The sequence below is a fragment of the Streptococcus alactolyticus genome (assembly GCF_042649785.1).
Classification (GTDB): Bacteria; Bacillota; Bacilli; order Lactobacillales; family Streptococcaceae; genus Streptococcus; species Streptococcus alactolyticus.
Genome location: NZ_JBHRZX010000037.1, coordinates 94,009 through 120,049, shown reverse-complemented (window position 1 = coordinate 120,049; position 26,041 = coordinate 94,009). Strand labels below are relative to the sequence as shown.

Below are 26,041 nucleotides of genomic sequence, written 5' to 3'. Positions count from 1 at the left end.
GCGCATAGCTCAGCTGGTTAGAGCGCACGCCTGATAAGCGTGAGGTCGGTGGTTCGAGTCCACTTGTGCCCATTCACTTAATAATATGGTCCGTTGGTCAAGGGGTTAAGACACCGCCTTTTCACGGCGGTAACACGGGTTCGAATCCCGTACGGACTATACTTATATGGAGGATTACCCAAGTCTGGCTGAAGGGAACGGTCTTGAAAACCGTCAGGCGTGTAAAAGCGTGCGTGGGTTCGAATCCCACATCCTCCTTTATATTATTGTCGCGGGATGGAGCAGCTCGGTAGCTCGTCGGGCTCATAACCCGAAGGTCGTAGGTTCAAATCCTGCTCCCGCAATAGAAGGCTCGGTAGCTCAGTTGGTAGAGCAATGGATTGAAGCTCCATGTGTCGGCGGTTCGATTCCGTCTCGCGCCATTATTATATATTAATCTGGAAGGGTAGCGAAGAGGCTAAACGCGGCGGACTGTAAATCCGCTCCTTCGGGTTCGGGGGTTCGAATCCCTCCCCTTCCATATTACGGGCATAGTTTAAAGGTAGAACTAAGGTCTCCAAAACCTTCAGTGTGGGTTCAATTCCTACTGCCCGTGTTAAGGATATGGCGAATGTGGTGAAGTGGTTAACACACCAGATTGTGGCTCTGGCATGCGTGGGTTCGATTCCCATCATTCGCCTTCTTATTATTGGGGTATAGCCAAGCGGTAAGGCAAGGGACTTTGACTCCCTCATGCGTTGGTTCGAATCCAGCTACCCCAGTTATACTAGCCGGCGTGGCGGAATTGGCAGACGCGCTGGACTCAAAATCCAGTGTCCGCAAGGACGTGCCGGTTCGACCCCGGCCGCCGGTATAGTATTAAAGACAAGGTTTTCGGACCTTGTCTTTTTCTTTTAATTGTTGAATTTTTGATGCTGAGTTACTAAAAATTACTAATTCTATAACAAATCATCTAATTTATCCGCTAATTTTTGTTGTTTACTTGGATATAAATGAGAGTATGTATCTATTGTCGTAGTTATAGATGCATGGCCTAATCTTTCTTTTACAACAAGATAATCTTCCCCTTGATTTATTAGTAGTGAAGCATGTGAATGCCTGAAGTCATGAATCACCTCTGACGGCGAATTTATACGCTCAGTTACTTCATGATTTCCCTGGAAAAGAACGGGGAATTCCTGTTAGGCGTATTAAATAGTCTTTAAAATTTTACATGAAGTATTTCTTCAACTATGCTGATCGTCTATTCTTGTAAAATATGAATCCTTGTTCAATTAGACTTTTTTGTTACTCCTTTTTTCAATTTTGTTTATTCTCTAATGTCCTATCAATTAAAAAACAGTGCTTTTCTAGGCACTGTTTTGTTTAAGTTGTATTATACGTTTGTTGTACCTTTGCGATATAAAAAGACAAATAGGAAAGAAGAGAAAACTAATAAAATCATTGAATAAGCAAATAGTAACATTCCAACATTAGCTGAGGGAATATAGTTTAGGATTAATGCTGTTAGAAAGTTACCTATAGGATAAGTCACAGTGCCTAACAAGCCAATGATGCTAAAAATTCTTCCTTTGAGTTGTCCTGGAATCTCTTCTTGAAAGAAGGTTGATTTATAAATCATTATAGGCGAAGATATGATACCTGCTAAAATCAACAAAATAATGGATAGCGTTAAGTTATTTTGTAAAGAAAAGGCAGCAATTAACATGCAGTGAGCAATCAAAAATAGAAGGGTTAAATGAAAGCTATTTTTATGCTTAGGTATGCCTCCTACAATCAACGAACCAATAATAATCCCAAATGATTGAACACCATTGATAATACCATAAGTTGCAGTATCTTCATGAAGAACATTTTTCACAAAGATTGGAAAGATTATCGGAAATGCTTCCCATATTAGTAAATTCCATAATGACGTCAACAGAACTAATGACAATAATTTGGGATTTGATTTCAGATATTGAAGAACTGTCTTTCTGGTACTATTTTCCTCTTCTTTACCTTGCTCATTATTCTCTTGAGGTTCTATCAACAACAAGAGAATTGTCGCAACAATAAATAAAGAAGTTGATAAAAGAAAAGTGACCTGATGATTAGTAATGTCAATAATAATCCCTGAAAGAAAAGCTCCTAATAGGTAACAAACATCAAATGAAATATTGACAAGAGCATTAGCAGGATGAAATTGATGCTCATCTAAAATATCTTTAACAATTGTTATCATGAATTTCTTAATCAAAAGGGAATTCGTCCATTCATGTCCCGTAAAGGCAATAGCCCAGACAATGACATGATGGAATCCTTCTTTGGTATCTTAAAATCAGAAATGTTTTATGGCTTTGAGAAGACATTCAAATCGCTAGATGAACTTAAACAAGCCATTATAGATTACATAGATTATTACAATAACAAACGTATTCAAGTAAAACTAAAAGGACTCAGCCCTGTACAATACAGGACTAAATCCTTTCAATAATTACTTGTCCAACTTTTGGGGGTCAGATCAGTTCACTGCTTTTTTATCTGAAATTGAGGCGGTGTTGGATGAGGTTAGAGATATTGACGAGGAGGAAGATAGCGACAAAGATAATGGTGATAGTTGCACTAGCGGGTGTTTCCCAATAATATGAGGCCATAATCCCTGTTATCATGCCAATAAAGCCGATGATAATGCTGATGAAGATAACGGATTTGAAGTTTTTCCCTAGGCGCATCGCGATACTTGCTGGGAGAACCATGATGGTTGACACCAAAAGTGCCCCAGCAGCTGGGATGGTCAAGGCGATGGCAATTCCAGTGACAATGTTAAACAAGACTGACATGAGGCGCACAGGTAGGCCATCTACAAAAGCTGTTTCTTCGTCAAAGGTTAAAATGTACATTGGGCGAATGAACAGAACTGTCAAAATGAGGACTAAGATGGCAATGGCAAAGAGTGCGATAACCTGTCCTGAATTGATAGTGATAATCGAACCAAACAAGTACTGTTCCAAATTGACATTTCCATTGTCTGATTTACTTGTGACAATGAGTGCGATAGCCAAACCGAGCGACATCAAAATCGCGGTGGAGATTTCCATATAGTGCTTGTAAACGGTCTGCAGGTATTCTAAAATAACAGCTGCAATGGTGACCACAATGACGGTTGACCAGGTGGTTGAAACTCCTAGTAAAATTCCCAAGGCAACTCCTGCTAAGGATACGTGGCTTAAGGTATCGCTCATTAAGCTTTGGTGTCGTAAGATAAGGAAGATGCCCAAAATAGGGGCGAAAACACTAATTGCAATGACAGCTAGAAGGGCTCGCTGCATAAAATCATAAGATAAAATTTCGGCCATTAGACTTGCTCCTTCCCACCGTTATCGTGAACGTTAAAGCAACGCCAGCTGGTTTCTTGGTTGCGTACCAAGTGGATGTTGCGGTCAGCGTATTTTTTGAGTTCTTCGGGGTCGTGGGTAATCATCAAAACAGCCTTTCCGTGTTGGTGGGCACTGTGGTGCATCAGTTCGTAAAAGCGTTCGGTTGTTCCTGCGTCCATACCTGTTGTGGGCTCATCAAAGACGAAAATATCAGGGTCTGAAGCAAACATACGAGCAATGATAATGCGTTGTTTTTGACCACCTGAGAGGCTACCAATGCGTTTGTGGCGGTTTTCCCACATACCAACAGATTCTAAGCTAGTTTTGATGTGTTCGGCGTCGTGCTGGGTTAAACGGCGGAACCAACCGTTTCGTGGGTAACGGCCAGATGATACAAATTCATAGACGGTCGAAGGAAAACCAGCATTAAAACTGGCAATTTGTTGCGGCAAGTAGGCAATGCGTAGTTTTTTTCCGTCCTTGTTTTTCTTTGAAATGGTCACACGACCGCTTTTAGGAGATAAAATGCCCAAAGTTGCTTTAACCAAGGTTGATTTAGCAGCACCATTTTCTCCTGTCAAGGTGACAAATTCGCCGCTGTCTAAGTGGTAATGAATGCCTTCTAAAACAGGTTCACTGTCATATTGAAACGATAAATCTTCTACAGTAATGTATCTCATGCTTCCCTTTCCAATTCGACTAAAAAGATGTCTAAAAAGCGGGTAATCACAGCTTGCTCATTTTCAGAAAATTGCCCGAGCAGTTTTTCATAAACAGCAATAGTGCTGTCATGATGGTGCATATGTTCTTGAGCAATGGGTTTGGCACTATTGGTTAATTCAAAATAAGTGACTCTAGCGTCCTCCTTGTTTTTAACGCTAGCCAATAAGCCTTTTGTGACAAGGTATTTTGTGGCCTTTGTAATAGCCGCCTGGCTGATATTTAAGCGTTTTGCCAATTCTGAATTGGTCAGGCGTTCCTGTGACAATAGCATCAAAATGTGCTCCTGCGTATTGGTAAGGGACACGTTACTTTGGCAAGACCCAAATAACAATTCGTGTTGGTTTTCTGCTTTTAACAAGATTTGATTAACCAAATGGTCAACTTGGTTTGCGATTGGCATTTTTTCACACCCTTTCGTCTGCTGCAATAATAATTAACCAGTTAATTATATCAAAAAAGAAAAAAAGAATCAATGAGTTGACCCTTTACACTACAACATCCGCACCTTGTAAACTTCATTACAAAATCCACGCATGCTGTTCACGATACGATTGGCTTTCTTTTCTGATTGGCACAAGGCAAATACAGTTGGTCCGCTGCCCGACATCAAGGCGACGTCGGCTCCACAACTGAGCATTCGTTGTTTGATTTTTTGGATAAATGGTTTGCGTTTGATGGTAATGTCCTCGAGGGAATTGCCCATGTTTGCAATCATTTGCTTGTAATTGCCTGTCAAGATGGCTTCTTTTAAAGAAGCAATATCAACTCTTGAGATGGTTTGGCAATCGATTTCAGGAAAAATGGTTCGAGTGGAGATGCCAAAATCAGGTTTGACCAAGACTACCCAAGCTGAAGGGTGGTGGTCGAGGTGTTCAACGATTTCCCCTTTTCCAGACACAAAAGCACACCCCGCCTCTAGACAATACGGCACGTCTGTACCGATTTCAAGTCCGATTGCGACCATTTCTTGTTTGGATAAGTGGAGTTGCCATAATTGGTTGAGGGCACGAATCGTAGCAGCGGCGTCGGTTGACCCGCCTCCCAAACCTGCACAAATCGGGATAGATTTTTGCAATTCAATCTTGACGCCAGAGGAGATGTGGTAGGCTTCACGAATGAGTTTGGCAGCCTTAAACACATCGTTTTTATCGTTGAGTGGCATTTTATGATTGTTCGATTCAACGATAATGGCATTGTCATCTATTTCAGATACTGTGATGTAGTCGTTTAAATCCACGCTGACCATAATCATAGACAAGTCGTGATAGCCGTCAGAGCGACGCCCGACAATGTCCAATCCTAAATTAATCTTCGCGGGAGCTTTTTCAATAATAGCCATATAATAATCCTTTTAACATATTAAAGATTATTATAACAAATAAATGTGAAAGAGTGTATTTTGACCTCACTCAAAAAGGGCAGCCACAAAAAAGAAGACCAAACGGTCTTCTTAGAGTCAGGATAAATTAGTAAGTCAAGACGAAGTATTTTTTCTTACCACGACGGATAACAGTTAATTCATCGTCGATTTTATCGGTTTCTGAAAGCGTGTAGTTCAAATCTTGGATGCGTTCACCATTGAGGTAAATGGCTCCGTTTTGAACGTCTTCGCGTGCTTGGCGTTTTGAAGGTGAAATCTTTGCTGCCACTAAAATCTCAACAATATTAAGATTGTCGTCAGCTTGAACAGCGTAGTTTGGCACGTTGTTAAGCCCTTGTTTCAATTCTTTTGCTGAAAGGTTTTTGATGTTTCCTACAAATAGTTGTTCTGTGATATTCAAGGCTTCTTTGTAAGCTTCTTCGCCGTGAACCAAGGTTACCACTTCGCGCGCCAAGATTTTTTGGGCCAAACGTTCGTGACGAGCAGCGTTAAATTCTTTTTCAATGTCCGCAATTTCTTCCAATGAAAGGAAAGTGAAAATTTTCAAGAAACGAACAGCATCATCGTCCATGACGTTGAGCCAGAATTGGTACATTTCGTATGGTGATGTTTTGTCAGCATCAAGCCAAACGGCGTTACCTTCTGATTTTCCGAATTTTTTACCAGTTGAGTCGGTGATAAGTGGAACAGTCATCACATGGCCAGTTTTATCAGCTTTACGACGCAATAATTCTGTACCAGCTGTCATATTACCCCATTGGTCTGACCCACCGATTTGGAGTGTTACGTTGTATTTGTCGTTTAATTCGTAGAAATCGTAGCCTTGCATGATTTGGTAAGCAAATTCTGTGTAAGAAATCCCTGTTTCAATACGTTTTTTTACAGATTCTTTGCTCATCATGGCGTTGACTGTAAAGTATTTTCCGACATCACGCAAGAAGTCGATGAAGCTGATTTGCCCAAACCAATCGTAGTTGTTTACCATGACTGCTTTGTTGTCACCATTGTCAAAATCAAGGAAGCGGGATAATTGATTTTGAATTTTAACCACCCAACTGTCAACGGTTTCTTTGGTTTGGAGGCTACGTTCAACGTCTTTAAATGATGGGTCACCAATCAAGCCAGTTGCCCCACCAACAAGAGCGTAAGGTTTGTGCCCTGCTAATTGAAGACGGCGTGACGTGAGGATAGCCACCAAGTGCCCAAGGTGCAAGCTGTCAGCAGTTGGGTCATAACCAGTATAATAGGATACTTGCCCTTCTGTTAATGCTTTGACAAGGGCTTCTTCATCAGTTGTTTGAAAAACTAAGCCACGTTCTTTTAATTCTTCGAATATATTCATGAGCGTTCTCCTTCGTTGAAAATAGTATAGTTTACAGGCTATTATATCAAAATATTATCCCTCTATGCAAGCTTTATCAAAGTTTGGTATAATGGATAATGAGGTATTTGAATGTTTAAGAAAAAGAGAAAAAAACCACGTCAGTCGTTTGGTTTGTTAGAGTTGGGCTCTGTCATTTTAAGAACCTTCAAACTATTAGCTGACTTTTTTTATATTATTATTATTTTATTTGGTATGTTGGGCATAGGGATTGCCTTTGGTTATCTGGCTAGTCAGATTGACTCGGTTAAGGTACCTGATAAGGATACCTTGGTTCAACAAGTAACATCCTTGAGTCGGGTGTCTGAGATGACTTATTCTAATGGTAGCTCGATTGCAAGTATTGACACGGATTTGTTGCGGACCCCTGTTGAGAGCAGTGCTATTTCTGATAATGTCAAGAAAGCCATCATTGCGACTGAGGATGAAAATTTTGAAAACCATGATGGGGTAGTGCCTAAAGCTGTTTTTCGGGCAACCTTGGCATCTGTTTTGGGGTTGGGCGAAACCAGCGGTGGCTCGACTCTTACGCAGCAATTGATTAAACAACAGGTGCTGGGAGATGATCCGACCTTTAAACGCAAGTCGCGTGAGATTATTTACGCTTTGGCTTTGGAACGTTACCTCAACAAAGATGAGATTTTGACGGATTATTTAAATGTGTCGCCATTTGGTCGCAATAATAAAGGTGAAAATATTGCTGGGATTGAAGAGGCAGCAAGGGGTATCTTTGGCGTGTCGGCTAAAGATTTGACGGTGCCTCAGGCAGCCTTTCTAGCTGGTTTGCCACAAAGTCCGATTGTCTATTCACCTTATACAGCAACAGGGCAATTAAAAGACAAGGACAATTTAGCTTACGGCTTATCTCGTCAACAAGATGTTCTTTACAATATGTACCGTGCGGGCTACCTAACGGAATCCGAGTACGAAGAGTACAAGGCTTATGATGTGAGCCAAGACTTCATTCCGTCAGAATCAGCCACAACCAATGAGCACGACTTCCTTTACTATGCGGTTCTCAGTGAAGCTAAAGACATCATGTATAACTACTTGATTAAGCAAAATGGGGTTTCTGACCAAGAGCTTAAAAACGATACTACTAAAGAATCGTACAAAGAATTAGCTCTAGAAACCTTGCAACAAGGTGGGTACACGGTTAAGACGACGATTAACAAGTCGATTTATGATGCCATGCAAAATACCGTGGCACAGTACGGCAGTACGCTTGACCAAGATAATGCTAAAATGGTCGAAGTTGGTAATGTCTTGATGGCTAATGATACGGGAGCTATCTTAGGATTTGTCGGAGGAAGGAATTACACAACAAACCAAAATAACCACGCCTTTGACACCGCTCGCTCACCAGGGTCAAGTATCAAGCCAATTATCGCTTATGGTATTGCCATTGATCAAGGCCTTTTGGGTAGTGCCAGCATGTTGTCAAACTACCCTACGTCATTTTCAAGTGGTCAAGCCATTATGCACGGTAATGATGTCGGAACAGAAATGATTACCTTGCAAGAAGCTTTGAACACGTCTTGGAATATCCCAGCTTATTGGACTTACCAAATGTTGTTAAACAATAATGTTGATGTGGAATCTTACATGAAGAAAATGGGATACGATATCGACAATTACAATATTGAAAGTTTACCGCTGGGTGGTGGTATTGAAACAACTGTTCTTCAGCAAGTCAATGCCTACCAGATGATTTCAAATGGTGGTGTTTACCTCAAAGGGTACTTGGTTGATAGCATCACTGACAATAAAGGTCAGGTTATTTACCAACACAAGGCCAATCCTGTTCGTGTCTTCTCAGAAGCGACGGCAAGCATTTTGAATCAATTGTTGAAAGAAGTGGTCACAGGTGGGGCTACGACAGAATTTTACAATGATTTGAAAGACTTGAATCAAACGGCAGCAAGTGCTGATTGGACAGGAAAAACGGGAACGACAGACAACTACACCGATGTTTGGCTCATGTTGTCAACGCCAAAAATCACTTTAGGTGGTTGGGCAGGAAATGATGACAACACGTCTATGGATTCCCGCACGGGTTACAAGTACAATGCTCAATACATGGCTTATCTGGTCAATGCCATTTACAATGCCGATTCGAGCGCAATAGGGGTCAATGACAAGTACTCCCTATCTTCTAGCGTTATCAAATCAACCGTCCTAAAAGCGACAGGATTGCAGCCAGGAACTGTAACGGTTAATGGACGTCCACTCTTGGTTAATGGCGAAACCACGACAAGCTATTGGGCGAAAAATGGAGCAGGTAATATGACTTATAAATTTGCCATCGGTGGTACCGACAGCGACTACACCAAAGCTTGGGATAGTTTGCTGCATAATTCTTCTATTACCACAACAAGTAGCAACTAACATATCACTTGCAAAAAAATCAAAAATAAGGTATAATAGTGTCAACTATTTGTCGTCTACCTTAGTTGAAATATTGTCCAACTAAGGTTTGCAGCAGTTAAATCACTCTTAATGGTGTTAGATTTAGCTGCTCTTTTTGTGCTTAATTTTGGAAGAATACAGCATTTGTAACCTATATTTAAAAATTCTAAAAATTCACATTAAGGACAACTTTGGCAGAATACGGCAACGTATTCTAGAGCTAGTTGGGTCAATGCTAGGGTTTTGTGTGGTTATTAAACAAACAAAACAAAGCCGTCAAGCGTCGATTGACCTCTGTATTTTAATGAAGGAGTAATACACTTTGGCAGGACATGAAGTTCAGTACGGGAAACACCGTACACGTCGTAGCTTTTCAAGAATTAAGGAAGTTCTTGATTTACCAAACTTGATCGAAATTCAGACAGATTCTTTTAAAGACTTCTTGGATAATGGATTAAGAGAAGTTTTTGAAGATGTGCTTCCAATTAGTAACTTTACAGATACTATGGAACTTGAATTTGTTGGTTACGAGTTAAAAGAGCCTAAGTATACGCTTGAGGAAGCTCGTATCCACGATGCCTCTTATTCAGCACCAATTTTTGTCACTTTCCGTTTGATTAACAAAGAAACAGGCGAAATTAAAACCCAAGAAGTTTTCTTTGGTGATTTCCCAATCATGACTGAAATGGGAACCTTTATCATCAATGGTGGTGAACGTATCATCGTTTCTCAGTTGGTTCGTTCTCCTGGTGTTTATTTCAATGACAAAGTGGATAAAAATGGTAAGGTTGGATACGGTTCAACGGTTATTCCTAACCGTGGTGCTTGGCTTGAATTAGAAACAGATTCAAAAGACATTGCTTACACTCGTATTGACCGTACGCGTAAAATTCCATTTACAACACTTGTGCGTGCCCTTGGTTTCTCAGGTGATGATGAAATCATGGATATCTTTGGTGATAGCGAACTTGTCCGCAACACCATCGAAAAAGACATTCACAAAAACCCAGCGGATTCACGTACAGACGAAGCCCTCAAAGAAATTTACGAACGCCTTCGTCCAGGTGAACCAAAAACTGCTGACAGCTCGCGTAGCTTGCTTGTAGCTCGTTTCTTTGACCCACGTCGTTACGACTTGGCAGCTGTTGGTCGTTACAAAATCAATAAAAAATTAAACCTTAAAACACGTTTGTTGAATCAAACAATCGCTGAAAATTTGGTTGATGCTGAAACAGGGGAAATCCTTGTTGAAGCAGGAACTGTTATGACCCGCGATGTGATTGATTCTATCGCTGACCAATTGGACGGTGACCTTAACAAATTCGTTTACACACCAAACGATTACGCTGTTGTTACTGAGCCAGTTGTGCTTCAAAAATTCAAAGTGGTGTCACCAATTGACCCAGACCGCGTGGTAACAATCGTTGGTAACGCAAACCCTGATGATAAAGTGCGTGCCCTTACACCAGCGGATATCTTGGCAGAAATGTCATACTTCTTGAACCTTGCAGAAGGTCTTGGTAAAGTGGATGATATCGACCACCTTGGTAACCGTCGTATCCGTGCCGTTGGTGAGTTGTTGGCTAACCAATTCCGTATTGGTCTTGCTCGTATGGAACGTAACGTTCGCGAACGTATGTCTGTTCAAGATAACGAAGTCTTGACACCACAACAAATCATCAACATCCGTCCTGTAACAGCTGCGGTTAAAGAATTCTTCGGTTCTTCACAGTTGTCACAGTTCATGGACCAACACAACCCACTTTCTGAGTTGTCACACAAACGTCGTTTGTCTGCCTTAGGACCTGGTGGTTTGACACGTGACCGTGCAGGTTACGAAGTTCGTGACGTGCATTACACTCACTATGGTCGTATGTGTCCGATTGAAACCCCTGAAGGACCTAACATCGGTTTGATCAACAACTTGTCAACTTACGGACACTTGAACAAATATGGTTTCATCCAAACACCGTATCGTAAAGTTGACCGTGCGACAGGTGTTGTCACAAACGAAATCGTTTGGTTGACTGCCGATGAAGAAGATGAGTACACTGTTGCACAAGCAAACTCAAAACTAAACGAAGACGGTACATTTGCTGAAGACATCGTTATGGGACGTCACCAAGGTAATAACCAAGAGTTCCCAGCAAGCGTTGTTGATTTCGTAGACGTTTCTCCTAAACAGGTAGTTGCCGTTGCGACAGCATGTATTCCTTTCCTTGAAAACGATGACTCAAACCGTGCCCTCATGGGTGCCAACATGCAGCGTCAAGCCGTTCCGTTGATTGACCCACATGCACCATATGTTGGTACAGGTATGGAATATCAAGCAGCCCACGATTCAGGCGCTGCCGTTATCGCAAAACACGATGGACGCGTTGTCTTCTCAGACGCTGAAAAAGTAGAAGTGCGTCGTGAAGATGGTTCACTTGATGTTTACCACATTACAAAATTCCGTCGTTCAAACTCAGGTACAGCCTACAACCAACGTACCCTTGTTAAAGTTGGAGATATCGTTGAAAAAGGTGACTTTATCGCTGACGGTCCTTCAATGGAAAAAGGTGAAATGGCTCTTGGTCAAAACCCAATTGTCGCTTACATGACTTGGGAAGGGTATAACTTCGAGGATGCGGTTATCATGAGTGAACGTCTGGTTAAAGAAGATGTTTACACATCTGTTCACTTGGAAGAATTTGAATCAGAAACACGTGATACAAAGCTTGGCCCTGAAGAAATCACTCGTGAAATTCCAAACGTCGGTGAAGAAGCTTTGAAAGACCTTGACGAAATGGGTATTATCCGTATCGGTGCTGAGGTTAAAGAAGGGGATATCCTTGTTGGTAAAGTGACACCTAAAGGTGAGAAAGATCTTTCTGCTGAAGAACGCCTTCTTCATGCTATCTTTGGTGATAAATCACGTGAAGTGCGTGATACGTCACTTCGTGTGCCACACGGTGGTGATGGTGTTGTTCGTGACGTTAAAATCTTTACACGTGCTAACGGTGATGAATTACAATCAGGTGTTAACATGTTGGTTCGTGTTTACATCGCTCAAAAACGTAAAATCAAAGTTGGAGATAAAATGGCCGGTCGTCACGGAAACAAAGGGGTTGTTTCTCGTATCGTTCCAGTTGAAGACATGCCTTACCTTCCAGACGGAACACCAGTTGATATCATGTTGAACCCACTTGGGGTGCCATCTCGTATGAACATCGGACAAGTTATGGAACTTCACCTTGGTATGGCTGCGCGTAACCTTGGTATTCACATTGCGACTCCAGTTTTCGATGGGGCAACTTCTGACGACCTTTGGGATACCGTTCGTGAAGCTGGTATGGACAGCGATGCCAAAACCGTTCTTTATGACGGACGTACAGGTGAACCATTTGATAACCGTGTGTCTGTGGGTATCATGTACATGATCAAACTTCACCACATGGTTGATGATAAACTTCACGCTCGTTCAGTAGGTCCTTACTCACTCGTTACCCAACAACCTCTTGGAGGTAAAGCACAATTTGGTGGACAACGTTTTGGTGAGATGGAGGTTTGGGCATTGGAAGCCTATGGTGCATCAAATGTCCTTCAAGAAATCTTGACTTACAAGTCTGATGACGTGACCGGACGTCTTAAAGCTTATGAAGCCATCACTAAAGGTAAGCCAATTCCAAAACCAGGTGTGCCAGAATCATTCCGAGTTCTTGTCAAAGAATTGCAATCTCTTGGTCTTGATATGCGCGTGCTTGACGAAGATGACAACGAAGTAGAACTTCGTGATCTTGACGAAGGTGAAGATGATGATGTCATGCACGTTGATGACCTTGAAAAAGCACGTCAAAAACAAGAAGCCGAAAAAGCAGAAGCATCTATCAAAGAAGAATCTGAAGAAAAATAAAGCCAGTCAGGCTATGGGAAGCTTTCTTAGCTTTCCATAGTATTGATGGTGTGCTAAAACAGAGATAAAAAGCTTATGAAGTTTTCTTTGTAAGTTGTCGCATTTAAGAAAGTAGCTTGGCTATTTTCAAAGAACATAAAGAAAGGTAAATCTAGTGGTTGACGTAAATCGTTTTAAAAGTATGCAAATCACATTAGCCTCACCAAGCAAAGTCCGCTCATGGTCTTATGGTGAAGTTAAAAAACCTGAAACAATCAATTATCGTACGCTCAAACCCGAACGTGAAGGACTTTTTGACGAAGTTATCTTTGGTCCAACAAAAGACTGGGAATGTGCTTGTGGTAAATACAAACGTATTCGTTACAAAGGGATTATTTGTGACCGCTGTGGTGTTGAAGTAACACGTGCTAAAGTTCGTCGTGAACGTATGGGACACATCGAATTGAAAGCACCCGTTTCTCACATCTGGTATTTCAAAGGTATTCCATCACGTATGGGGCTTACATTGGACATGAGCCCACGTGCTCTTGAAGAAGTTATCTACTTCGCAGCTTACGTTGTTATTGATCCAAAAGATACACCGCTTGAACCAAAATCACTTTTGACTGAGCGCGAATACCGTGAAAAATTACAAGAATATGGACAAGGCTCATTTGTTGCGAAAATGGGTGCTGAGGCCATCCAAGACCTTCTTAAACGCGTTGATTTAAAATCTGAAATCGCTGAATTAAAAGAAGAATTGAAAACGGCTACTGGTCAAAAACGTATCAAAGCTGTTCGTCGTTTGGATGTGTTAGATGCCTTCTACAAATCTGGTAACAAACCAGAATGGATGGTACTTAACATCTTGCCAGTTATTCCACCAGATCTGCGTCCAATGGTTCAATTGGATGGTGGACGTTTTGCGGCATCAGACTTGAATGACCTTTACCGTCGTGTAATTAACCGTAACAACCGTTTGGCTCGTTTGCTTGAATTGAATGCCCCTGGTATCATCGTGCAAAACGAAAAACGTATGTTGCAAGAAGCGGTTGATGCCCTTATCGACAATGGTCGTCGTGGTCGTCCAATCACAGGTCCGGGTAGCCGTCCATTGAAATCTTTGAGCCACATGCTTAAAGGTAAACAAGGTCGTTTCCGTCAAAACTTGCTTGGTAAACGTGTTGACTTCTCAGGTCGTTCTGTTATCGCTGTAGGTCCAACACTTAAAATGTACCAATGTGGTGTGCCACGTGAAATGGCTATCGAATTGTTCAAACCATTTGTTATGCGTGAAATTGTAGCGCGTGACTACGCTGGTAACGTAAAAGCTGCTAAACGTATGGTTGAACGTGGTGACGAACGCATTTGGGATATTCTTGAAGAAGTCATTAAAGAACACCCAGTACTTCTTAACCGCGCACCGACTCTTCACCGTTTGGGTATCCAAGCATTTGAACCAGTCCTTATCGATGGTAAAGCCCTTCGTCTTCACCCACTTGTTTGTGAGGCCTACAATGCCGACTTTGACGGTGACCAAATGGCCATCCACGTGCCGCTTTCAGAAGAAGCGCAAGCAGAAGCACGTCTTCTTATGTTGGCCGCAGAACACATCCTTAACCCTAAAGATGGTAAACCAGTCGTAACCCCATCTCAAGATATGGTTCTTGGTAACTACTATTTGACAATGGAAGATCCAGGTCGTGAAGGGGAAGGTATGGTCTTTAAAGACCGTGACGAAGCGATTATGGCTTACCGCAATGGTTATGTTCACTTGCATTCACGTGTTGGTATCGCTGTTGATAGTATGCCAAACAAACCATGGACAGATGAACAAAGACATAAAATCATGGTGACAACAGTTGGTAAAATCCTCTTCAACGCTATCATGCCTGATGATCTACCATACCTTCAAGAGCCAAACAACGCTAACTTGACTGAAAAAACACCAGATAAATACTTTTTGGCACCAGGTCAAGAAATCCAATCTGTCATTGATAACCTTGAAACAAACATTCCATTCAAGAAGAAAAATCTTGGAAATATCATTGCTGAAATCTTCAAACGTTTCCGTACAACAGAAACATCTGCTTTCCTTGACCGTTTGAAAGACCTCGGTTACTACCACTCAACCCTTGCTGGTTTGACAGTGGGTATTGCCGATATCCCAGTTATTGATAACAAACAAGAAATCATCAATGCCGCTCACGCGAAAGTTGAACAAATTAACAAAGCCTTCCGTCGTGGTCTTATCACTGACGATGAACGTTATGTTGCGGTTACGACAACTTGGCGTGAAGCAAAAGAAGAGTTGGAACAACGTCTGATTGAAACACAAGATCCTAAGAACCCAATCGTTATGATGATGGACTCAGGAGCCCGTGGTAATATCTCTAACTTCTCACAACTTGCCGGTATGCGTGGTTTGATGGCCGCTCCGAACGGACGTATCATGGAATTGCCTATCCTATCTAACTTCCGTGAAGGTTTGTCTGTTTTGGAAATGTTCTTCTCAACTCACGGTGCGCGTAAAGGTATGACTGATACAGCCCTTAAGACTGCTGACTCTGGATACTTGACACGTCGTTTGGTTGACGTTGCCCAAGACGTTATCATTCGTGAAGACGACTGTGGAACTGACCGTGGTCTTGTAATCAGCGCCATTACAGACGGAAAAGAAGTGACAGAAACACTTGAAGAACGTCTTGTTGGTCGTTACACTAAGAAATCTGTTAAACACCCAGAAACAGGCGAAGTCATTGTTGGTCCTGATGTTTTAATCACAGAAGACTTGGCTGCTACTATTGTTAAAGCTGGTGTTGAAGAAGTAACCATCCGTTCAGTATTTACATGTAATACTCGCCACGGTGTTTGCCGCCACTGTTATGGTATCAACCTTGCGACAGGCGATGCCGTTGAAGTTGGTGAAGCTGTTGGTACAATCGCCGCTCAATCTATCGGTGAACCTGGTACACAGTTGACTATGCGTACCTTCCACACGGGTGGTGTAGCGTCAAATACCGACATCACACAAGGTCTTCCTCGTATCCAAGAAATCTTTGAAGCCCGTAATCCTAAAGGGGAAGCGGTCATCACAGAAGTTAAGGGTACTGTTGTTGACATCGAAGAAGATGCCGCAACACGTACGAAGAAAGTCTTTGTACAAGGTAAAACAGGTACAGGTGAATACGTGGTACCATTTACAGCTCGCATGAAAGTAGCTGTCGGTGACGAAGTACACCGTGGTGCCCCATTGACTGAAGGTTCTATCCAACCAAAACGCTTGCTTGAAGTTCGTGACACCTTGTCAGTTGAAACCTACCTTCTTGCTGAGGTACAAAAAGTTTACCGTAGCCAAGGGGTAGAAATCGGTGACAAACACGTCGAAGTAATGGTTCGCCAAATGCTTCGTAAAGTTCGTATCATGGATCCAGGTGATACAGAATTGCTTCCAGGTACTTTGATGGACATCTCAGACTTTACAGATGCCAACAAAGATATCGTTATTGCTGGTGGTATTCCTGCGACATCACGTCCAGTCTTGATGGGTATTACCAAAGCTTCCCTTGAAACAAATTCATTCTTGTCAGCAGCATCATTCCAAGAAACAACTCGTGTTCTTACAGATGCCGCTATACGTGGTAAGAAAGATCATCTTCTTGGTCTTAAAGAAAATGTTATCATCGGTAAGATTATCCCAGCTGGTACAGGTATGGCACGTTACCGCAATATAGAACCACAAGCTGTTAATGAGCTTGAACCTACTGAAGAAGTAGATGTTGTGGTGGAAGAAGAAATCATCACAAGTGCTGAATAAAACCCAAAAGAGAGAACGATTCGTTCTCTCTTTTTTTGTAATCATGATAAATAAGCAAAAATTTTTTAAAATAGCGTTAATTTTTATATAATAAATCTTAAAAGGAAGTGAGGTAAATGTATCAAGTTGTAAAAATATATGGCGACTGGGAACCCTGGTGGTCATTGGAAAATTGGCAGGAAGACATCATAGAAACAAAATGCTTTGATGATTTTGAAGAAGCACGTGCTTTTTACCAACAAGAATGCCAAACACTCAAATCATATTTACCAAGTTGTAAATGCCATGACAATTTTCAAGCAGCTTTTTGGAACCAAGAGGACCAACGCTGGTGTGAGATGTGTGGCAGCTACTTGCAACAGTACCATTCCATTGTTATACTCGAAGATGGTCGTGAGTTATCAAAAGAGGCATTGTCTTACTAAATGTATTTAATGGAGTAGGCAATGCTTATTCTTTATATAAACGAAGAAGGTAGCTTAGCTATCTTTTTTTGTTTTTGGCTAAATGGCCATGATACCTTTCTTTTTTCGAATAATGAGATGAGGAGGTTTTTATGATTCAAGATTTAGCAAAAGCTATCATAGCAAATGCGGTCGCTAAAGCTGCTCAAGATATTTATATCCTACCTAGGCAAAACCGCTATGAAGTCTATTATCGGCTAGGTAATGACAAGGAATTGATAGATTGCTTTGATGCTGACAAAATGACTAACCTGATTAGCCATTTTAAATTTGTCGCAGGCATAGACGTTGGGGAAAAGCGTCGTAGCCAACTAGGTTCGTGCGACTACACCTTTGCAGAAGATGAGCAAATCTCGCTACGTTTATCAAGTGTCGGGGACTACCGCGGTCGAGAGAGTTTGGTAATTCGTTTGCTTTATTATGGTCAAAAATCTCTCCATTATTGGTTTGATGGGCTAGAGGAAGCTTTATCTGTTGTCAATGGTAGGGGACTTTATCTCTTTTCAGGTCCAGTTGGTAGTGGAAAAACCACGCTGATGTATCAGTTGGTTCAGGAAAAATTTCCAGATAAACAAGTCATTACCATCGAAGATCCTGTGGAAATTCAGCAGGATAATATGTTGCAGCTGCAATTAAACGATGAAATAGGCATGACTTACGATGAGCTGATCAAATTGTCCTTGCGGCATCGACCAGATATTCTCATTATCGGAGAAATTCGTGATAGCGATACGGCACACGCGGTTATTAGGGCCAGTTTAACAGGAGCTGTGGTATTTTCGACCATTCATGCTAAAAGCATTTCAGGTGTTTATGCGCGTTTATTGGAATTAGGTATCAGTCAGCAAGAGTTGGAGAATAGTCTGCACGCAGTGGTTTACCAACGGTTAATTGGGGGAGGAGGTGTGATAGATGTTGCAAAAGATAGATTTAAAGAGCACCAGCCAAGCAACTGGAATCAAAAAATGGACCAGTTGGTTGCACAAGGACATCTTTCCAAAGAACAAGCGGCCATTGAAAAAATTACCCTTTAGCAAACAACGAAAACTCATTCAGTTATTTAATAATTTGTTTCATAGTGGATTTCATTTGTCGGAAATTCTGTCCTTTCTAAGACGTAGTCAGCTGCTGGAGGCTGATTATATCGATGTGATGCAAAATAGCTTATTGGCTGGAGGTAATCTATCGCTCATGATGTCCCAGCTAGGTTTCTCTGATACGATTGTAACGCAGATGGCTTTGGCGGATATTCACGGCAATAGTCAAAGGAGCCTTGTAAAAATTGATGCCTATCTAACTAGCATGGGTGCCGTGAGAAAGAAATTGCTCGAGGTTATGACCTACCCTGTCATGTTACTTGGCTTCCTTGTGTTGATTATGGTGGGGCTAAATCATTATTTATTGCCACAACTGGAAGGTAGCAATCTAGCCACTCAGTTGATTCAGCATTTTCCCCTGCTGTTTTTAGTGGGAACTGTGATGATTACGCTCGTGGTTCTTGCGCTTTATCTTTACCAAAAACGCTTGCCTCGCATTCGGGTGTACAGTCAACTCAGTCGCCTTCCTTTTATTGGAAATACCATTCGGTTGTATTTGACGGCTTATTACGCACGGGAATGGGGCAATCTCATCGGTCAAGGTGTTGAGTTGATTGACATTGTGGCGATTATGCAGCAACAAAAATCACGCTTGTTTCAAGAAATTGGGCAAGATATGCAAGAAGCTTTACTGTCAGGGCAAGCCTTTCATCAAAAAGTATTGGATTATCCTTTTTTTCTGACAGAACTAGGACTGATGATTGAGTACGGTGAAATCAAATCAAAATTAGGCAGTGAATTAGACATTTACGCCGAGGAAACCTGGCAACGTTTCTTTGGCAAAATGAACCAAGCAACCCAGTTGATTCAACCGCTAGTCTTTATCTTTGTGGCTTTGGTGATTGTCTTGATTTACGTAGCGATGTTGTTGCCAATGTATCAAAATATGGGAGGGTATTTTTAATGAAAAATAGATTAGCTAAATGGCGTAGAAAGACTGTTCGTGGATTCACTCTGGTGGAAATGTTAATTGTTTTGCTTATTATTAGCGTTTTGATGTTGCTTTTTGTACCAAATTTAAGCAATCAAAAAGATGCGGTGCGTGAAAAAGGTAACAAGGCAGTGGTCAAGGTGGTAGAAAGTCAGCTATCGCTTTATGAACTCAAAGAAGGTGAGAAACCAAGCATTGAACAACTTGTTAAAGCGGGTTATATTACAGATGATTAAGCCGAAACCTATCGCAAAACTAAGCAATAAAGGTGTTCCAGCTTTTACCATTTTGGAATCCTTGGTGACTTTGGGCATAACGTGTTTTATGGTCATGAGTTTGTCGGGTTCGCTAAACGGTATTTTTCAAAGTTTGGAAGAAACCTTGTTCTTTTTATCGTTTGAAAATCTTTATCGCGATACGCAAACGCTAGCCAACGTTAACCAAAGAGCAATGACTTTGACTATTTCAGAAGATGCGATTTCAAATGGCGTGTCTAAGGTGAGCCTTCCACGTCAGGTAAAAGTGGGAGATACCGAGCAGATTGTATTGAGCAAGGAAGGGGGCAATTCATCTTTGGGCAAGGTTGTTTTTCAATTACAAGACAAAGAGATTTATTATCAATTGTATTTAGGGAGTGGTAAATATAAAAAAACAGAGAGTAGCCGCCTACATACTCCTTGAGAGTTTAGTTGCCTTGGGCTTAATGGCGACCATTACCAGTCTTGTTTTGGGAGAAGTCACCAAAAGCAGGCAACAGATGCAAGCAAGCCTGCACCAACAAGCAGTATTAAATGTGGCAACAATGGCGATTCAAACAGAACAAGGTCATTTGGCAATCAATGGGGTTGAGGTCAGCATTGTAGAACAAGAAGGTGAGCTTTTAGTTTATGAAGGAAAAAAACGGATATTACACATTAAAAAAGACTAGACTAAAAGCATTCACCCTTTTAGAATGCTTGGTGGCGTTGCTGGTTATCGCAGGAACGGTCTTGGTTTATGACGGTTTAGCATGTTCGGTCAAAGCCAATATCCACTACCTATCCAACAATCAGGAAGAAGAGTGGCTTTTATTTTCCCAGCAATTACGCTCGGAACTAGAGGGGGGCCAATTAGACAGAGTAGCATCTAATAAACTGTATGTCACTAAAGCCAATCAGCACCTAGCTTTTGGTCAATCTAACAGCCATGATTTTCGCAAAACAAACGCTTCTGGTCGTGGTTACCAACCCATGCTTTTTGGCTTGCAATCATCGAGCATATCACAAGACGGTCAGCAAGTAACGATCAAACTTGGCTTCAAAAATCGTATGGAGAGAGAATTTGTTTACACTTTTAAGACGGAAGGTTAAGGCTGGTATTTTGCTGTATTCTTTGCTCATGGTAGCTGTATTTGCCTTGGTTTTGCAGTTTTATTTGGGGCGCGTGGTAGCAGTTGAGCAAAAACACCAAGCGCAGCGAGCCTCAAGTCAGGCTTATCTGATGGCAAAAGTAGTGGATAAGTTTGCCAAGGAACATTCAGGACAAATGCATTTTGACAAAGGCAAGGCTCAATATCACATTCAAGGTCAGCATATTCATATCACCGTCACCTTAGCCAATCAGAAAGAATTTCAATACCAATTTCACAGAAATGATGAAAATGATTAGTGACTTTTTTTGAAAAAGGTGACTTCTTCCCATTTTTCTTATTTTTTGATATGATAAAACGTGCGGAGGAAGCTATGAATTTTGAAAAAATCGAACAAGCCTACGATTTCATTTTAGAAAATATCCAATTGATTGAAAATGAGTTGAAAACACATCTTTACGATGCCCTGATTGAACAAAACTCGTTTTATCTTGGAGAAGAAGGTGCAAGTGAGGAAGTAGCTGCAAATAATGACAAACTACGTCAATTGCAATTAAGTCAGGAAGAGTGGCGTAGAGCCTTTCAATTTATTTTCATTAAGGCAGCTCAAACCGAGCAATTACAAGCCAATCACCAATTCACACCAGATAGCGTGGGATTTATCTTACTATTTTTAGTAGAAAGCTTAACAGCCCCTGATACGGTTGATGTGTTAGAAATCGGTAGTGGAACGGGAAATTTGGCTGAAACTTTATTAACAAACAGTTCCAAAACCCTGAACTATCTTGGTATTGAAGTGGATGATTTATTGATTGATTTATCTGCTAGTATCGCTGAAGTGATGGGCTCATCTGCTCAGTTTATCCAAGAGGATGCTGTACGCCCACAAATTTTAAAAGAAAGCGATGTGATTATTAGTGATTTACCAGTCGGTTTTTATCCTAATGATGCCATTGCTAAACGTTACCAAGTGGCTAGCAGCAAAGAACACACCTACGCTCACCATTTGTTAATGGAGCAATCTTTGAAATACCTGAAAAAAGATGGTTTGGCTATCTTTTTAGCACCGTCTGATTTGTTGACAAGTCCACAGAGTGATTTGCTTAAAGAGTGGTTAAAAGGCTATGCAGATGTGATTGCGGTCATTACCTTGCCTGAAACCTTATTTGGTAGTGCAGCCAGCACCAAGTCCATCTTTGTTTTCAAAAAACAATCCACTCATCCAGTGGAAACTTTTGTTTACCCCTTGGTAGATTTGAAAGAACAAGCTGTTTTGGAAGATTTTGTAAAAGAATTTCAAAATTGGAAAAAAGACAATAGGCTTTTCTAAAAAAATATGATAGAATGAGTTATATTAAGAAAGCGCTTTAGAGGTAAAGTTATGGCAAAAACGATTTCTATCAATGCAGGAAGCTCAAGTCTAAAATGGCAATTATACAATATGCCAGAAGAAGAGGTTATTGCAAAAGGGTTAGTTGAGCGTATTGGTCTTTCTTGTGGGATTTCTACGGTTAAATTCAAAGGGAAAACTCATTCAGAAACAAGAGATATTCCAGACCATACGGCAGCTGTTAAAATTTTGTTGGATAATTTGATTTTGATGGCTATTATCACAGGCTATGACGAAATTGACGGTGTCGGACATCGTGTTGTGGCTGGTGGCGAATATTTTAAAGAGTCTGCATTGGTGACGGATGATGTCATTCAAAAAGTGGAAGGGTTGTCAACTTTGGCTCCTCTACACAACCCTGGAGCAGTCCTTGGTATCAAAGCCTTTAAAGAGCTTTTGCCAGATATTACCAGTGTCGTTGTTTTTGATACGGCTTTTCACACATCAATGCCAAAAGTCGCTTATCGCTACCCAATTGCGAACCGCTACTACAAAGAATACAAGGTACGTAAATATGGAGCACACGGGACTAGTCATCAATACGTCGCCCAAGAAGCTGCCAAAGTCCTTGGAAAACCATTGGAAGAGTTGAAATTGATTACTTGCCACATTGGTAATGGGGTTTCAGTTACTGCGGTTAAGGGCGGTCAATCGGTTGATACGTCAATGGGCTTGACACCGCTTGGTGGTACCATGATGGGGACACGTTCAGGAAGTATTGATCCTGGTGTGATTGCTTTCTTAATGGATTCAGATCCTGAACTCAATACGTCTGACGACATTCGAACAGTGCTAAACCGTCAGTCAGGGCTTCTTGGTGTTTCTGAAAAATCAAGTGATATGCGTGATATTCTTGCTGGCAAAGAAGCTGGAGATGCTAATTGCGAGTTAGCTTATGATATGTATATCGACCGTTTGCGAAAATACATTGCGCAGTACTTTGCTGTGTTAAATGGCGCAGATGCAGTTATCTTTACGGCTGGTATTGGTGAAAATTCAGATGTCGTGCGTGAGGATATTATTGCTGGCATGACTTGGTTTGGTGTGGATATTGATCCTGCTAAGAATGTACCAGGTGCTTATGGCGTGATTTCAACGGATCAAGCACGCGTGAAAGTTATGGTCATCCCAACAGATGAGGAACTCGTGATTGCGCGTGATGTTGAGCGTTTTAAAAACGCAACTAACGAAGTTATCAATTATTAAATATGATAAGACCATTAAAGCTGGCCCATTTGGGTCAGCTTTTTTGCAGTTGTTTGGATTGTTTTTGGGCTGGATTTTGTTTACAATAGTACGAAACAGGATGTTAGGAGAGATGATGAAATGAAACGATTTGTAACGGCCGTGGGTTATTTTTTCTTGGCTTTTGCTCTGATTTTTTTAGAACAATTGCCAACGGTTTTTATTAGAGCTAACCAACCATTCAACCAAACTTTGGGAATTACTTTGGCTTTGCTGGTGGTGTCAATTTTTACGATTTACGTTGCTAGGCGTGTTGGTTTTTTGAAACAGTTGGAGGATTTAAAAACCTGGCAGGCTTGGAAAATCATTCTTATTGGCTTTACGGCCTTGACGGTTGTCAAATATATTGGTGGTGTCATTTTGGTTTTGGAAAAAGGCCTTGACGCCAATACAGGCAATCAAGCAGCGATTGAGCAAGTTGGTATGTCGCCAATATTGCTAATTACGTTGACGGTGATTACTGCACCGATTGTGGAAGAAACGGTCATGCGAGGGCTGATTTTAGGAAAGGTCTTTAACAATTCTTACCTTGGTGTTTTGTTAAGTTCTTTCTTGTTTGGCTTGTTGCACATGCCGACTGACCTTGGAAGTTGGATTATTTATGGCGGTATGGGGTTGGTTCTCGCTCTCATTTATCACCGTACGCAAAAGCTCGAGTACACGATAGCTGTTCATTTTATTAACAATGCTTTGGGTGTGCTTTTCATGTTATTGTTATAAAAAAAGCTGGGCTTTCGCTCAGCTTTTTGACTATTATAAGTTTTTGGCTTTATCAATTGTGGCATCAATGCTAGAGATGACGCTAGCTGTTAAACCTGTTTTTTCAAGGTCAAGCAATCCTGCGATAGTTGTACCACCAGGACTTGAGATTTTATCAATCAAATCGTGTGGGCTATCGGCCCCTTGCAGCAAATTTTCAGCGCTGGCTAGGACCGTTTGTGTGACAATTTCTAATGATTTTCCCTTTGGAATACCGTATTTGACACCCGCTTTGGCGAGCGCTTCGATAAATAGGTAAATGTAGGCTGGACTAGAACCAGCAAGGGCTGTAAAGGTGTCGAAATCTTTTTCTGGTATGTCAAATGTTGTACCAAAACTGTCCGTGATTTCTTTAGCGCTTGTGAGCAGTTCTTCAGAAACGTGTTCATTGATGCAAATAGCCGTTGTACTTTTTAAAATTTGTGCGTTGATATTTGGCATGATGCGAATCAAGGGCAGTTCAGGGCTTGTTAATTTGCCAAGACGCTCCAAGGTGACACCTGCAGCCATTGATAGAATAGGTTGATGAAAATGAAGTTCGGAAAGAACAGGTTCAAACATTTGTGGCTTGATACCAAGGACAACCAAATCCACTTGGTCAATGAGTTCTTGGTGTGATGGTGCTGCCGTTACATTTAGCTGCTCAGCTATTTCGCGTGAGCGAGCTAGTGATGACCCTGAAATGATAATGTCATGCGATGTTGTCTTGAGTCCGTTGATAATGGCAGAGGCCATTTTACCAACTCCGATAAATCCAATTTTCATGCTTCCTTCATTCCTCTCTAATAATTTTTGATTAAATCAACAGTTGAGCGGTCTAATTTGTTAACAATAGCTTGTAAGAAGGCTTGGGCTTGTAAGAAGTCATCCATAGCGTAAAGGGTTTGGTGTGAGTGAATGTAACGGGCACAAACACCGATAGTTGTTGATGGGATACCCTCATTTTGAAGGTGGGCAGCACCAGCGTCTGTTCCCCCTTTAGAAGGATAATATTGGTATTTGATACCAGCTTCTTCGGCAGTTGTCAAAAGGAAATCACGCATATTTTTTAGCATGATGTGGCCTGGGTCGTAGAAACGGAAAAGGGTTCCGTCGCCAATTGTACCTTGGTTGCCATAAATATCTCCCGCAGGTGAACAATCAACGGCAAAGAAGAGTTCAGGTTTGAATTTGGTTGTTGACACGTGTGCCCCACGCAGCCCAACTTCTTCTTGAACATTTGCCCCAGCGATAAGGGTGTTGTCCAAGCGTTTTCCTTTAAGGCTTTCGAGCAATTCAGTCATCATTAAAATACCAAAGCGATTATCCCAAGCTTTAGAAATCACATTTTTTTGGTTAGCCGTAAGGATGGTTTCTGATTTTGGTACAATGATATCACCAGGAAGGACACCAAAGCTTTCTGCTTCTGCCTTGTCTGCAAATCCAGCATCAAAAATAATGTCATCGATTTTTGGAAGTGATGCAGAGCCATTTGCCCCACGAAGAAAATGTGGTGGAACAGAACCAGATACAACTGGAATGGCACGACCTTCACGAGTGTAAAGGGTAAAACGTTGCGAACTCAAAACCAAAGGGTTCCAGCCGCCGATACCCACGGCACGCATTGTCCCATCTGCTTTGATGTCGCTCACCATAAAACCGACTTCGTCCATGTGAGAGGCCACCATGATACGTGGAGCCTCTTTGGCATCAGAGTTTTTGATTCCAAAAATACCGCCCAGACCATCTGTTTGCACGTCATCAACTAGTGGCGTGATTTTCGAACGTAAAAAGTCTCGAACGTTGTACTCATAGCCTGCAATACCATCAAGTTCTGTAACTTCTTTTATTTTAGAAAATAATTCTGACATAAAAACCTCGATT

22 protein-coding genes, 10 tRNA genes and 2 pseudogenes are annotated in these 26,041 nt (G+C 41.4%); 25 read left to right on the top strand and 9 right to left on the bottom strand.

Features of this window, described 5'->3' with window-relative positions; all coding sequences use genetic code 11:
• From ACFORE_RS07850 to ACFORE_RS07805, 10 genes are all read left to right on the top strand, one after another.
• Nucleotides 1–72 (top strand) — tRNA-Ile (locus tag ACFORE_RS07850).
• Nucleotides 73–87: 15 nt separating this feature from the next.
• Nucleotides 88–159 (top strand) — tRNA-Glu (locus tag ACFORE_RS07845).
• Nucleotides 160–168: 9 nt separating this feature from the next.
• A tRNA-Ser gene (locus ACFORE_RS07840) sits at nt 169–258 on the top strand.
• A gap of 12 nt (nt 259–270) precedes the next feature.
• Nucleotides 271–344, top strand: a tRNA-Met gene (locus tag ACFORE_RS07835).
• Between the two features lie 5 nt (nt 345–349).
• Nucleotides 350–422: transfer RNA gene (locus ACFORE_RS07830), tRNA-Phe, on the top strand.
• 17 nt (nt 423–439) lie between these two features.
• A tRNA-Tyr gene (locus ACFORE_RS07825) sits at nt 440–520 on the top strand.
• A 4-nt stretch (nt 521–524) separates the two neighbouring features.
• A tRNA-Trp gene (locus tag ACFORE_RS07820) sits at nt 525–595 on the top strand.
• 11 nt (nt 596–606) lie between these two features.
• Nucleotides 607–679, top strand: a tRNA-His gene (locus ACFORE_RS07815).
• A gap of 10 nt (nt 680–689) precedes the next feature.
• Nucleotides 690–761 (top strand) — tRNA-Gln (locus ACFORE_RS07810).
• A gap of 8 nt (nt 762–769) precedes the next feature.
• Nucleotides 770–853 (top strand) — tRNA-Leu (locus tag ACFORE_RS07805).
• A gap of 85 nt (nt 854–938) precedes the next feature.
• Here ACFORE_RS07805 and ACFORE_RS07800 read toward each other — a convergent pair.
• Together ACFORE_RS07800 and ACFORE_RS07795 are read right to left on the bottom strand one after the other, a co-directional pair.
• Nucleotides 939–1,112, bottom strand: a pseudogene (locus ACFORE_RS07800) (tyrosine-type recombinase/integrase); the annotation flags it as partial.
• A gap of 263 nt (nt 1,113–1,375) precedes the next feature.
• Nucleotides 1,376–2,224, bottom strand: a complete 849-nt coding sequence (locus ACFORE_RS07795) for an MFS transporter (protein ID WP_380435087.1) — start codon at nt 2,222–2,224, stop codon at nt 1,376–1,378.
• Between ACFORE_RS07795 and ACFORE_RS07790 the strand changes: the two are divergent.
• A pseudogene (locus ACFORE_RS07790) lies at nt 2,210–2,476 on the top strand (IS3 family transposase); the annotation flags it as partial. The gene ACFORE_RS07795 and the pseudogene ACFORE_RS07790 sit on opposite strands and share 15 nt — an antisense overlap.
• A gap of 43 nt (nt 2,477–2,519) precedes the next feature.
• On the opposite strand, the gene ACFORE_RS07785 reads toward ACFORE_RS07790, so the two are convergent.
• From ACFORE_RS07785 to tyrS, 5 genes are all read right to left on the bottom strand, one after another.
• Nucleotides 2,520–3,338 carry a metal ABC transporter permease gene (locus tag ACFORE_RS07785; protein ID WP_294607871.1) on the bottom strand — a complete coding sequence of 273 codons (819 nt, stop codon included), beginning with the start codon at nt 3,336–3,338 and terminating at the stop codon, nt 2,520–2,522.
• Entirely contained in the window at nt 3,338–4,039 is a 702-nt protein-coding gene (locus ACFORE_RS07780) for a metal ABC transporter ATP-binding protein (RefSeq protein WP_154454155.1), read from the bottom strand. The genes ACFORE_RS07785 and ACFORE_RS07780 overlap by 1 nt, the downstream gene beginning before the upstream one ends.
• On the bottom strand, nt 4,036–4,482 hold the full coding sequence (locus ACFORE_RS07775; RefSeq protein WP_154454154.1) for a zinc-dependent MarR family transcriptional regulator: 447 nt from the start codon (nt 4,480–4,482) through the stop codon (nt 4,036–4,038). The genes ACFORE_RS07780 and ACFORE_RS07775 overlap by 4 nt, the downstream gene beginning before the upstream one ends.
• Before the next feature lie 90 nt (nt 4,483–4,572).
• A complete protein-coding gene (ispE, locus tag ACFORE_RS07770; RefSeq protein ID WP_154454153.1) occupies nt 4,573–5,421 on the bottom strand; it encodes a 4-(cytidine 5'-diphospho)-2-C-methyl-D-erythritol kinase in 849 nt (282 codons plus the stop codon).
• Between the two features lie 127 nt (nt 5,422–5,548).
• Nucleotides 5,549–6,805: a tyrosine--tRNA ligase gene (tyrS, locus tag ACFORE_RS07765; RefSeq protein ID WP_154454152.1), complete on the bottom strand. Its 1,257-nt coding sequence runs from the start codon at nt 6,803–6,805 to the stop codon at nt 5,549–5,551.
• 111 nt (nt 6,806–6,916) lie between these two features.
• On the opposite strand from tyrS, the gene pbp1b reads away from it, so the two are divergent.
• The 14 genes from pbp1b to ACFORE_RS07695 all read left to right on the top strand — a co-directional run bounded on the left by pbp1b (nt 6,917) and on the right by ACFORE_RS07695 (nt 24,139).
• A complete protein-coding gene (gene pbp1b, locus ACFORE_RS07760; RefSeq protein WP_154454151.1) occupies nt 6,917–9,232 on the top strand; it encodes a penicillin-binding protein PBP1B in 2,316 nt (771 codons plus the stop codon).
• 343 nt (nt 9,233–9,575) lie between these two features.
• Nucleotides 9,576–13,148, top strand: coding sequence for a DNA-directed RNA polymerase subunit beta (rpoB, locus tag ACFORE_RS07755; RefSeq protein ID WP_154454150.1), 3,573 nt, complete (start codon nt 9,576–9,578; stop codon nt 13,146–13,148).
• A gap of 154 nt (nt 13,149–13,302) precedes the next feature.
• On the top strand, nt 13,303–16,944 hold the full coding sequence (gene rpoC / locus ACFORE_RS07750; RefSeq protein WP_167829244.1) for a DNA-directed RNA polymerase subunit beta': 3,642 nt from the start codon (nt 13,303–13,305) through the stop codon (nt 16,942–16,944).
• A gap of 116 nt (nt 16,945–17,060) precedes the next feature.
• Nucleotides 17,061–17,369 (top strand): DUF1033 family protein, encoded by a 309-nt coding sequence (locus tag ACFORE_RS07745; RefSeq protein ID WP_154454148.1) that lies wholly within the window; start codon nt 17,061–17,063, stop codon nt 17,367–17,369.
• Nucleotides 17,370–17,500: 131 nt separating this feature from the next.
• A complete protein-coding gene (comGA, locus tag ACFORE_RS07740) occupies nt 17,501–18,442 on the top strand; it encodes a competence type IV pilus ATPase ComGA (protein ID WP_293677872.1) in 942 nt (313 codons plus the stop codon).
• Nucleotides 18,324–19,409 (top strand): competence type IV pilus assembly protein ComGB, encoded by a 1,086-nt coding sequence (gene comGB / locus ACFORE_RS07735; RefSeq protein WP_373875644.1) that lies wholly within the window; start codon nt 18,324–18,326, stop codon nt 19,407–19,409. Before comGA ends, comGB begins: the two co-directional genes overlap by 119 nt.
• The gene (gene comGC / locus ACFORE_RS07730) at nt 19,409–19,672 is read left to right on the top strand and encodes a competence type IV pilus major pilin ComGC (protein WP_294423173.1); all 264 of its coding nucleotides are present in this window, start codon (nt 19,409–19,411) and stop codon (nt 19,670–19,672) included. Before comGB ends, comGC begins: the two co-directional genes overlap by 1 nt.
• Nucleotides 19,665–20,117, top strand: a complete 453-nt coding sequence (gene comGD, locus ACFORE_RS07725) for a competence type IV pilus minor pilin ComGD (RefSeq protein ID WP_294423174.1) — start codon at nt 19,665–19,667, stop codon at nt 20,115–20,117. Before comGC ends, comGD begins: the two co-directional genes overlap by 8 nt.
• A 22-nt stretch (nt 20,118–20,139) precedes the next feature.
• Nucleotides 20,140–20,364, top strand: coding sequence for a competence type IV pilus minor pilin ComGE (gene comGE, locus ACFORE_RS07720; protein ID WP_264879593.1), 225 nt, complete (start codon nt 20,140–20,142; stop codon nt 20,362–20,364).
• Nucleotides 20,324–20,785 (top strand): competence type IV pilus minor pilin ComGF, encoded by a 462-nt coding sequence (gene comGF / locus ACFORE_RS07715; RefSeq protein ID WP_264879589.1) that lies wholly within the window; start codon nt 20,324–20,326, stop codon nt 20,783–20,785. The genes comGE and comGF overlap by 41 nt, the downstream gene beginning before the upstream one ends.
• Nucleotides 20,757–21,083 (top strand): competence type IV pilus minor pilin ComGG, encoded by a 327-nt coding sequence (gene comGG / locus ACFORE_RS07710; protein WP_154454144.1) that lies wholly within the window; start codon nt 20,757–20,759, stop codon nt 21,081–21,083. The genes comGF and comGG overlap by 29 nt, the downstream gene beginning before the upstream one ends.
• A gap of 74 nt (nt 21,084–21,157) precedes the next feature.
• Nucleotides 21,158–22,114 carry a class I SAM-dependent methyltransferase gene (locus ACFORE_RS07705; protein ID WP_154454143.1) on the top strand — a complete coding sequence of 319 codons (957 nt, stop codon included), beginning with the start codon at nt 21,158–21,160 and terminating at the stop codon, nt 22,112–22,114.
• A 51-nt stretch (nt 22,115–22,165) separates the two neighbouring features.
• On the top strand, nt 22,166–23,380 hold the full coding sequence (locus ACFORE_RS07700) for an acetate kinase (RefSeq protein WP_154454142.1): 1,215 nt from the start codon (nt 22,166–22,168) through the stop codon (nt 23,378–23,380).
• A 120-nt stretch (nt 23,381–23,500) separates the two neighbouring features.
• Nucleotides 23,501–24,139 (top strand): CPBP family intramembrane glutamic endopeptidase, encoded by a 639-nt coding sequence (locus tag ACFORE_RS07695; protein WP_154454141.1) that lies wholly within the window; start codon nt 23,501–23,503, stop codon nt 24,137–24,139.
• 33 nt (nt 24,140–24,172) lie between these two features.
• Here the strand turns inward: ACFORE_RS07695 and proC are convergent, their stop codons facing one another.
• Together proC and pepA are read right to left on the bottom strand one after the other, a co-directional pair.
• On the bottom strand, nt 24,173–24,943 hold the full coding sequence (proC, locus tag ACFORE_RS07690; RefSeq protein WP_154454140.1) for a pyrroline-5-carboxylate reductase: 771 nt from the start codon (nt 24,941–24,943) through the stop codon (nt 24,173–24,175).
• A 17-nt stretch (nt 24,944–24,960) separates the two neighbouring features.
• The gene (gene pepA / locus ACFORE_RS07685) at nt 24,961–26,028 is read right to left on the bottom strand and encodes a glutamyl aminopeptidase (protein ID WP_294423175.1); all 1,068 of its coding nucleotides are present in this window, start codon (nt 26,026–26,028) and stop codon (nt 24,961–24,963) included.
• Nucleotides 26,029–26,041 lie beyond the last annotated feature (13 nt).

Coding starts and splice junctions, on each gene's coding strand:
- comGD (WP_294423174.1), top strand. CDS start 19,665: ATGATTAAGCCGAAACCTATCGCAAAACTAAGCAATAAAGGTGTTCCA.
- comGA (WP_293677872.1), top strand. CDS start 17,501: ATGATTCAAGATTTAGCAAAAGCTATCATAGCAAATGCGGTCGCTAAA.
- ACFORE_RS07785 (WP_294607871.1), bottom strand. CDS start 3,338: ATGGCCGAAATTTTATCTTATGATTTTATGCAGCGAGCCCTTCTAGCT.
- comGE (WP_264879593.1), top strand. CDS start 20,140: ATGGCGACCATTACCAGTCTTGTTTTGGGAGAAGTCACCAAAAGCAGG.
- pbp1b (WP_154454151.1), top strand. CDS start 6,917: ATGTTTAAGAAAAAGAGAAAAAAACCACGTCAGTCGTTTGGTTTGTTA.
- comGC (WP_294423173.1), top strand. CDS start 19,409: ATGAAAAATAGATTAGCTAAATGGCGTAGAAAGACTGTTCGTGGATTC.
- ispE (WP_154454153.1), bottom strand. CDS start 5,421: ATGGCTATTATTGAAAAAGCTCCCGCGAAGATTAATTTAGGATTGGAC.
- pepA (WP_294423175.1), bottom strand. CDS start 26,028: ATGTCAGAATTATTTTCTAAAATAAAAGAAGTTACAGAACTTGATGGT.
- ACFORE_RS07700 (WP_154454142.1), top strand. CDS start 22,166: ATGGCAAAAACGATTTCTATCAATGCAGGAAGCTCAAGTCTAAAATGG.
- ACFORE_RS07795 (WP_380435087.1), bottom strand. CDS start 2,224: ATGATAACAATTGTTAAAGATATTTTAGATGAGCATCAATTTCATCCT.
- proC (WP_154454140.1), bottom strand. CDS start 24,943: ATGAAAATTGGATTTATCGGAGTTGGTAAAATGGCCTCTGCCATTATC.
- ACFORE_RS07745 (WP_154454148.1), top strand. CDS start 17,061: ATGTATCAAGTTGTAAAAATATATGGCGACTGGGAACCCTGGTGGTCA.
- tyrS (WP_154454152.1), bottom strand. CDS start 6,805: ATGAATATATTCGAAGAATTAAAAGAACGTGGCTTAGTTTTTCAAACA.
- ACFORE_RS07775 (WP_154454154.1), bottom strand. CDS start 4,482: ATGCCAATCGCAAACCAAGTTGACCATTTGGTTAATCAAATCTTGTTA.
- ACFORE_RS07695 (WP_154454141.1), top strand. CDS start 23,501: ATGAAACGATTTGTAACGGCCGTGGGTTATTTTTTCTTGGCTTTTGCT.
- ACFORE_RS07705 (WP_154454143.1), top strand. CDS start 21,158: ATGAATTTTGAAAAAATCGAACAAGCCTACGATTTCATTTTAGAAAAT.
- comGF (WP_264879589.1), top strand. CDS start 20,324: ATGAAGGAAAAAAACGGATATTACACATTAAAAAAGACTAGACTAAAA.
- ACFORE_RS07780 (WP_154454155.1), bottom strand. CDS start 4,039: ATGAGATACATTACTGTAGAAGATTTATCGTTTCAATATGACAGTGAA.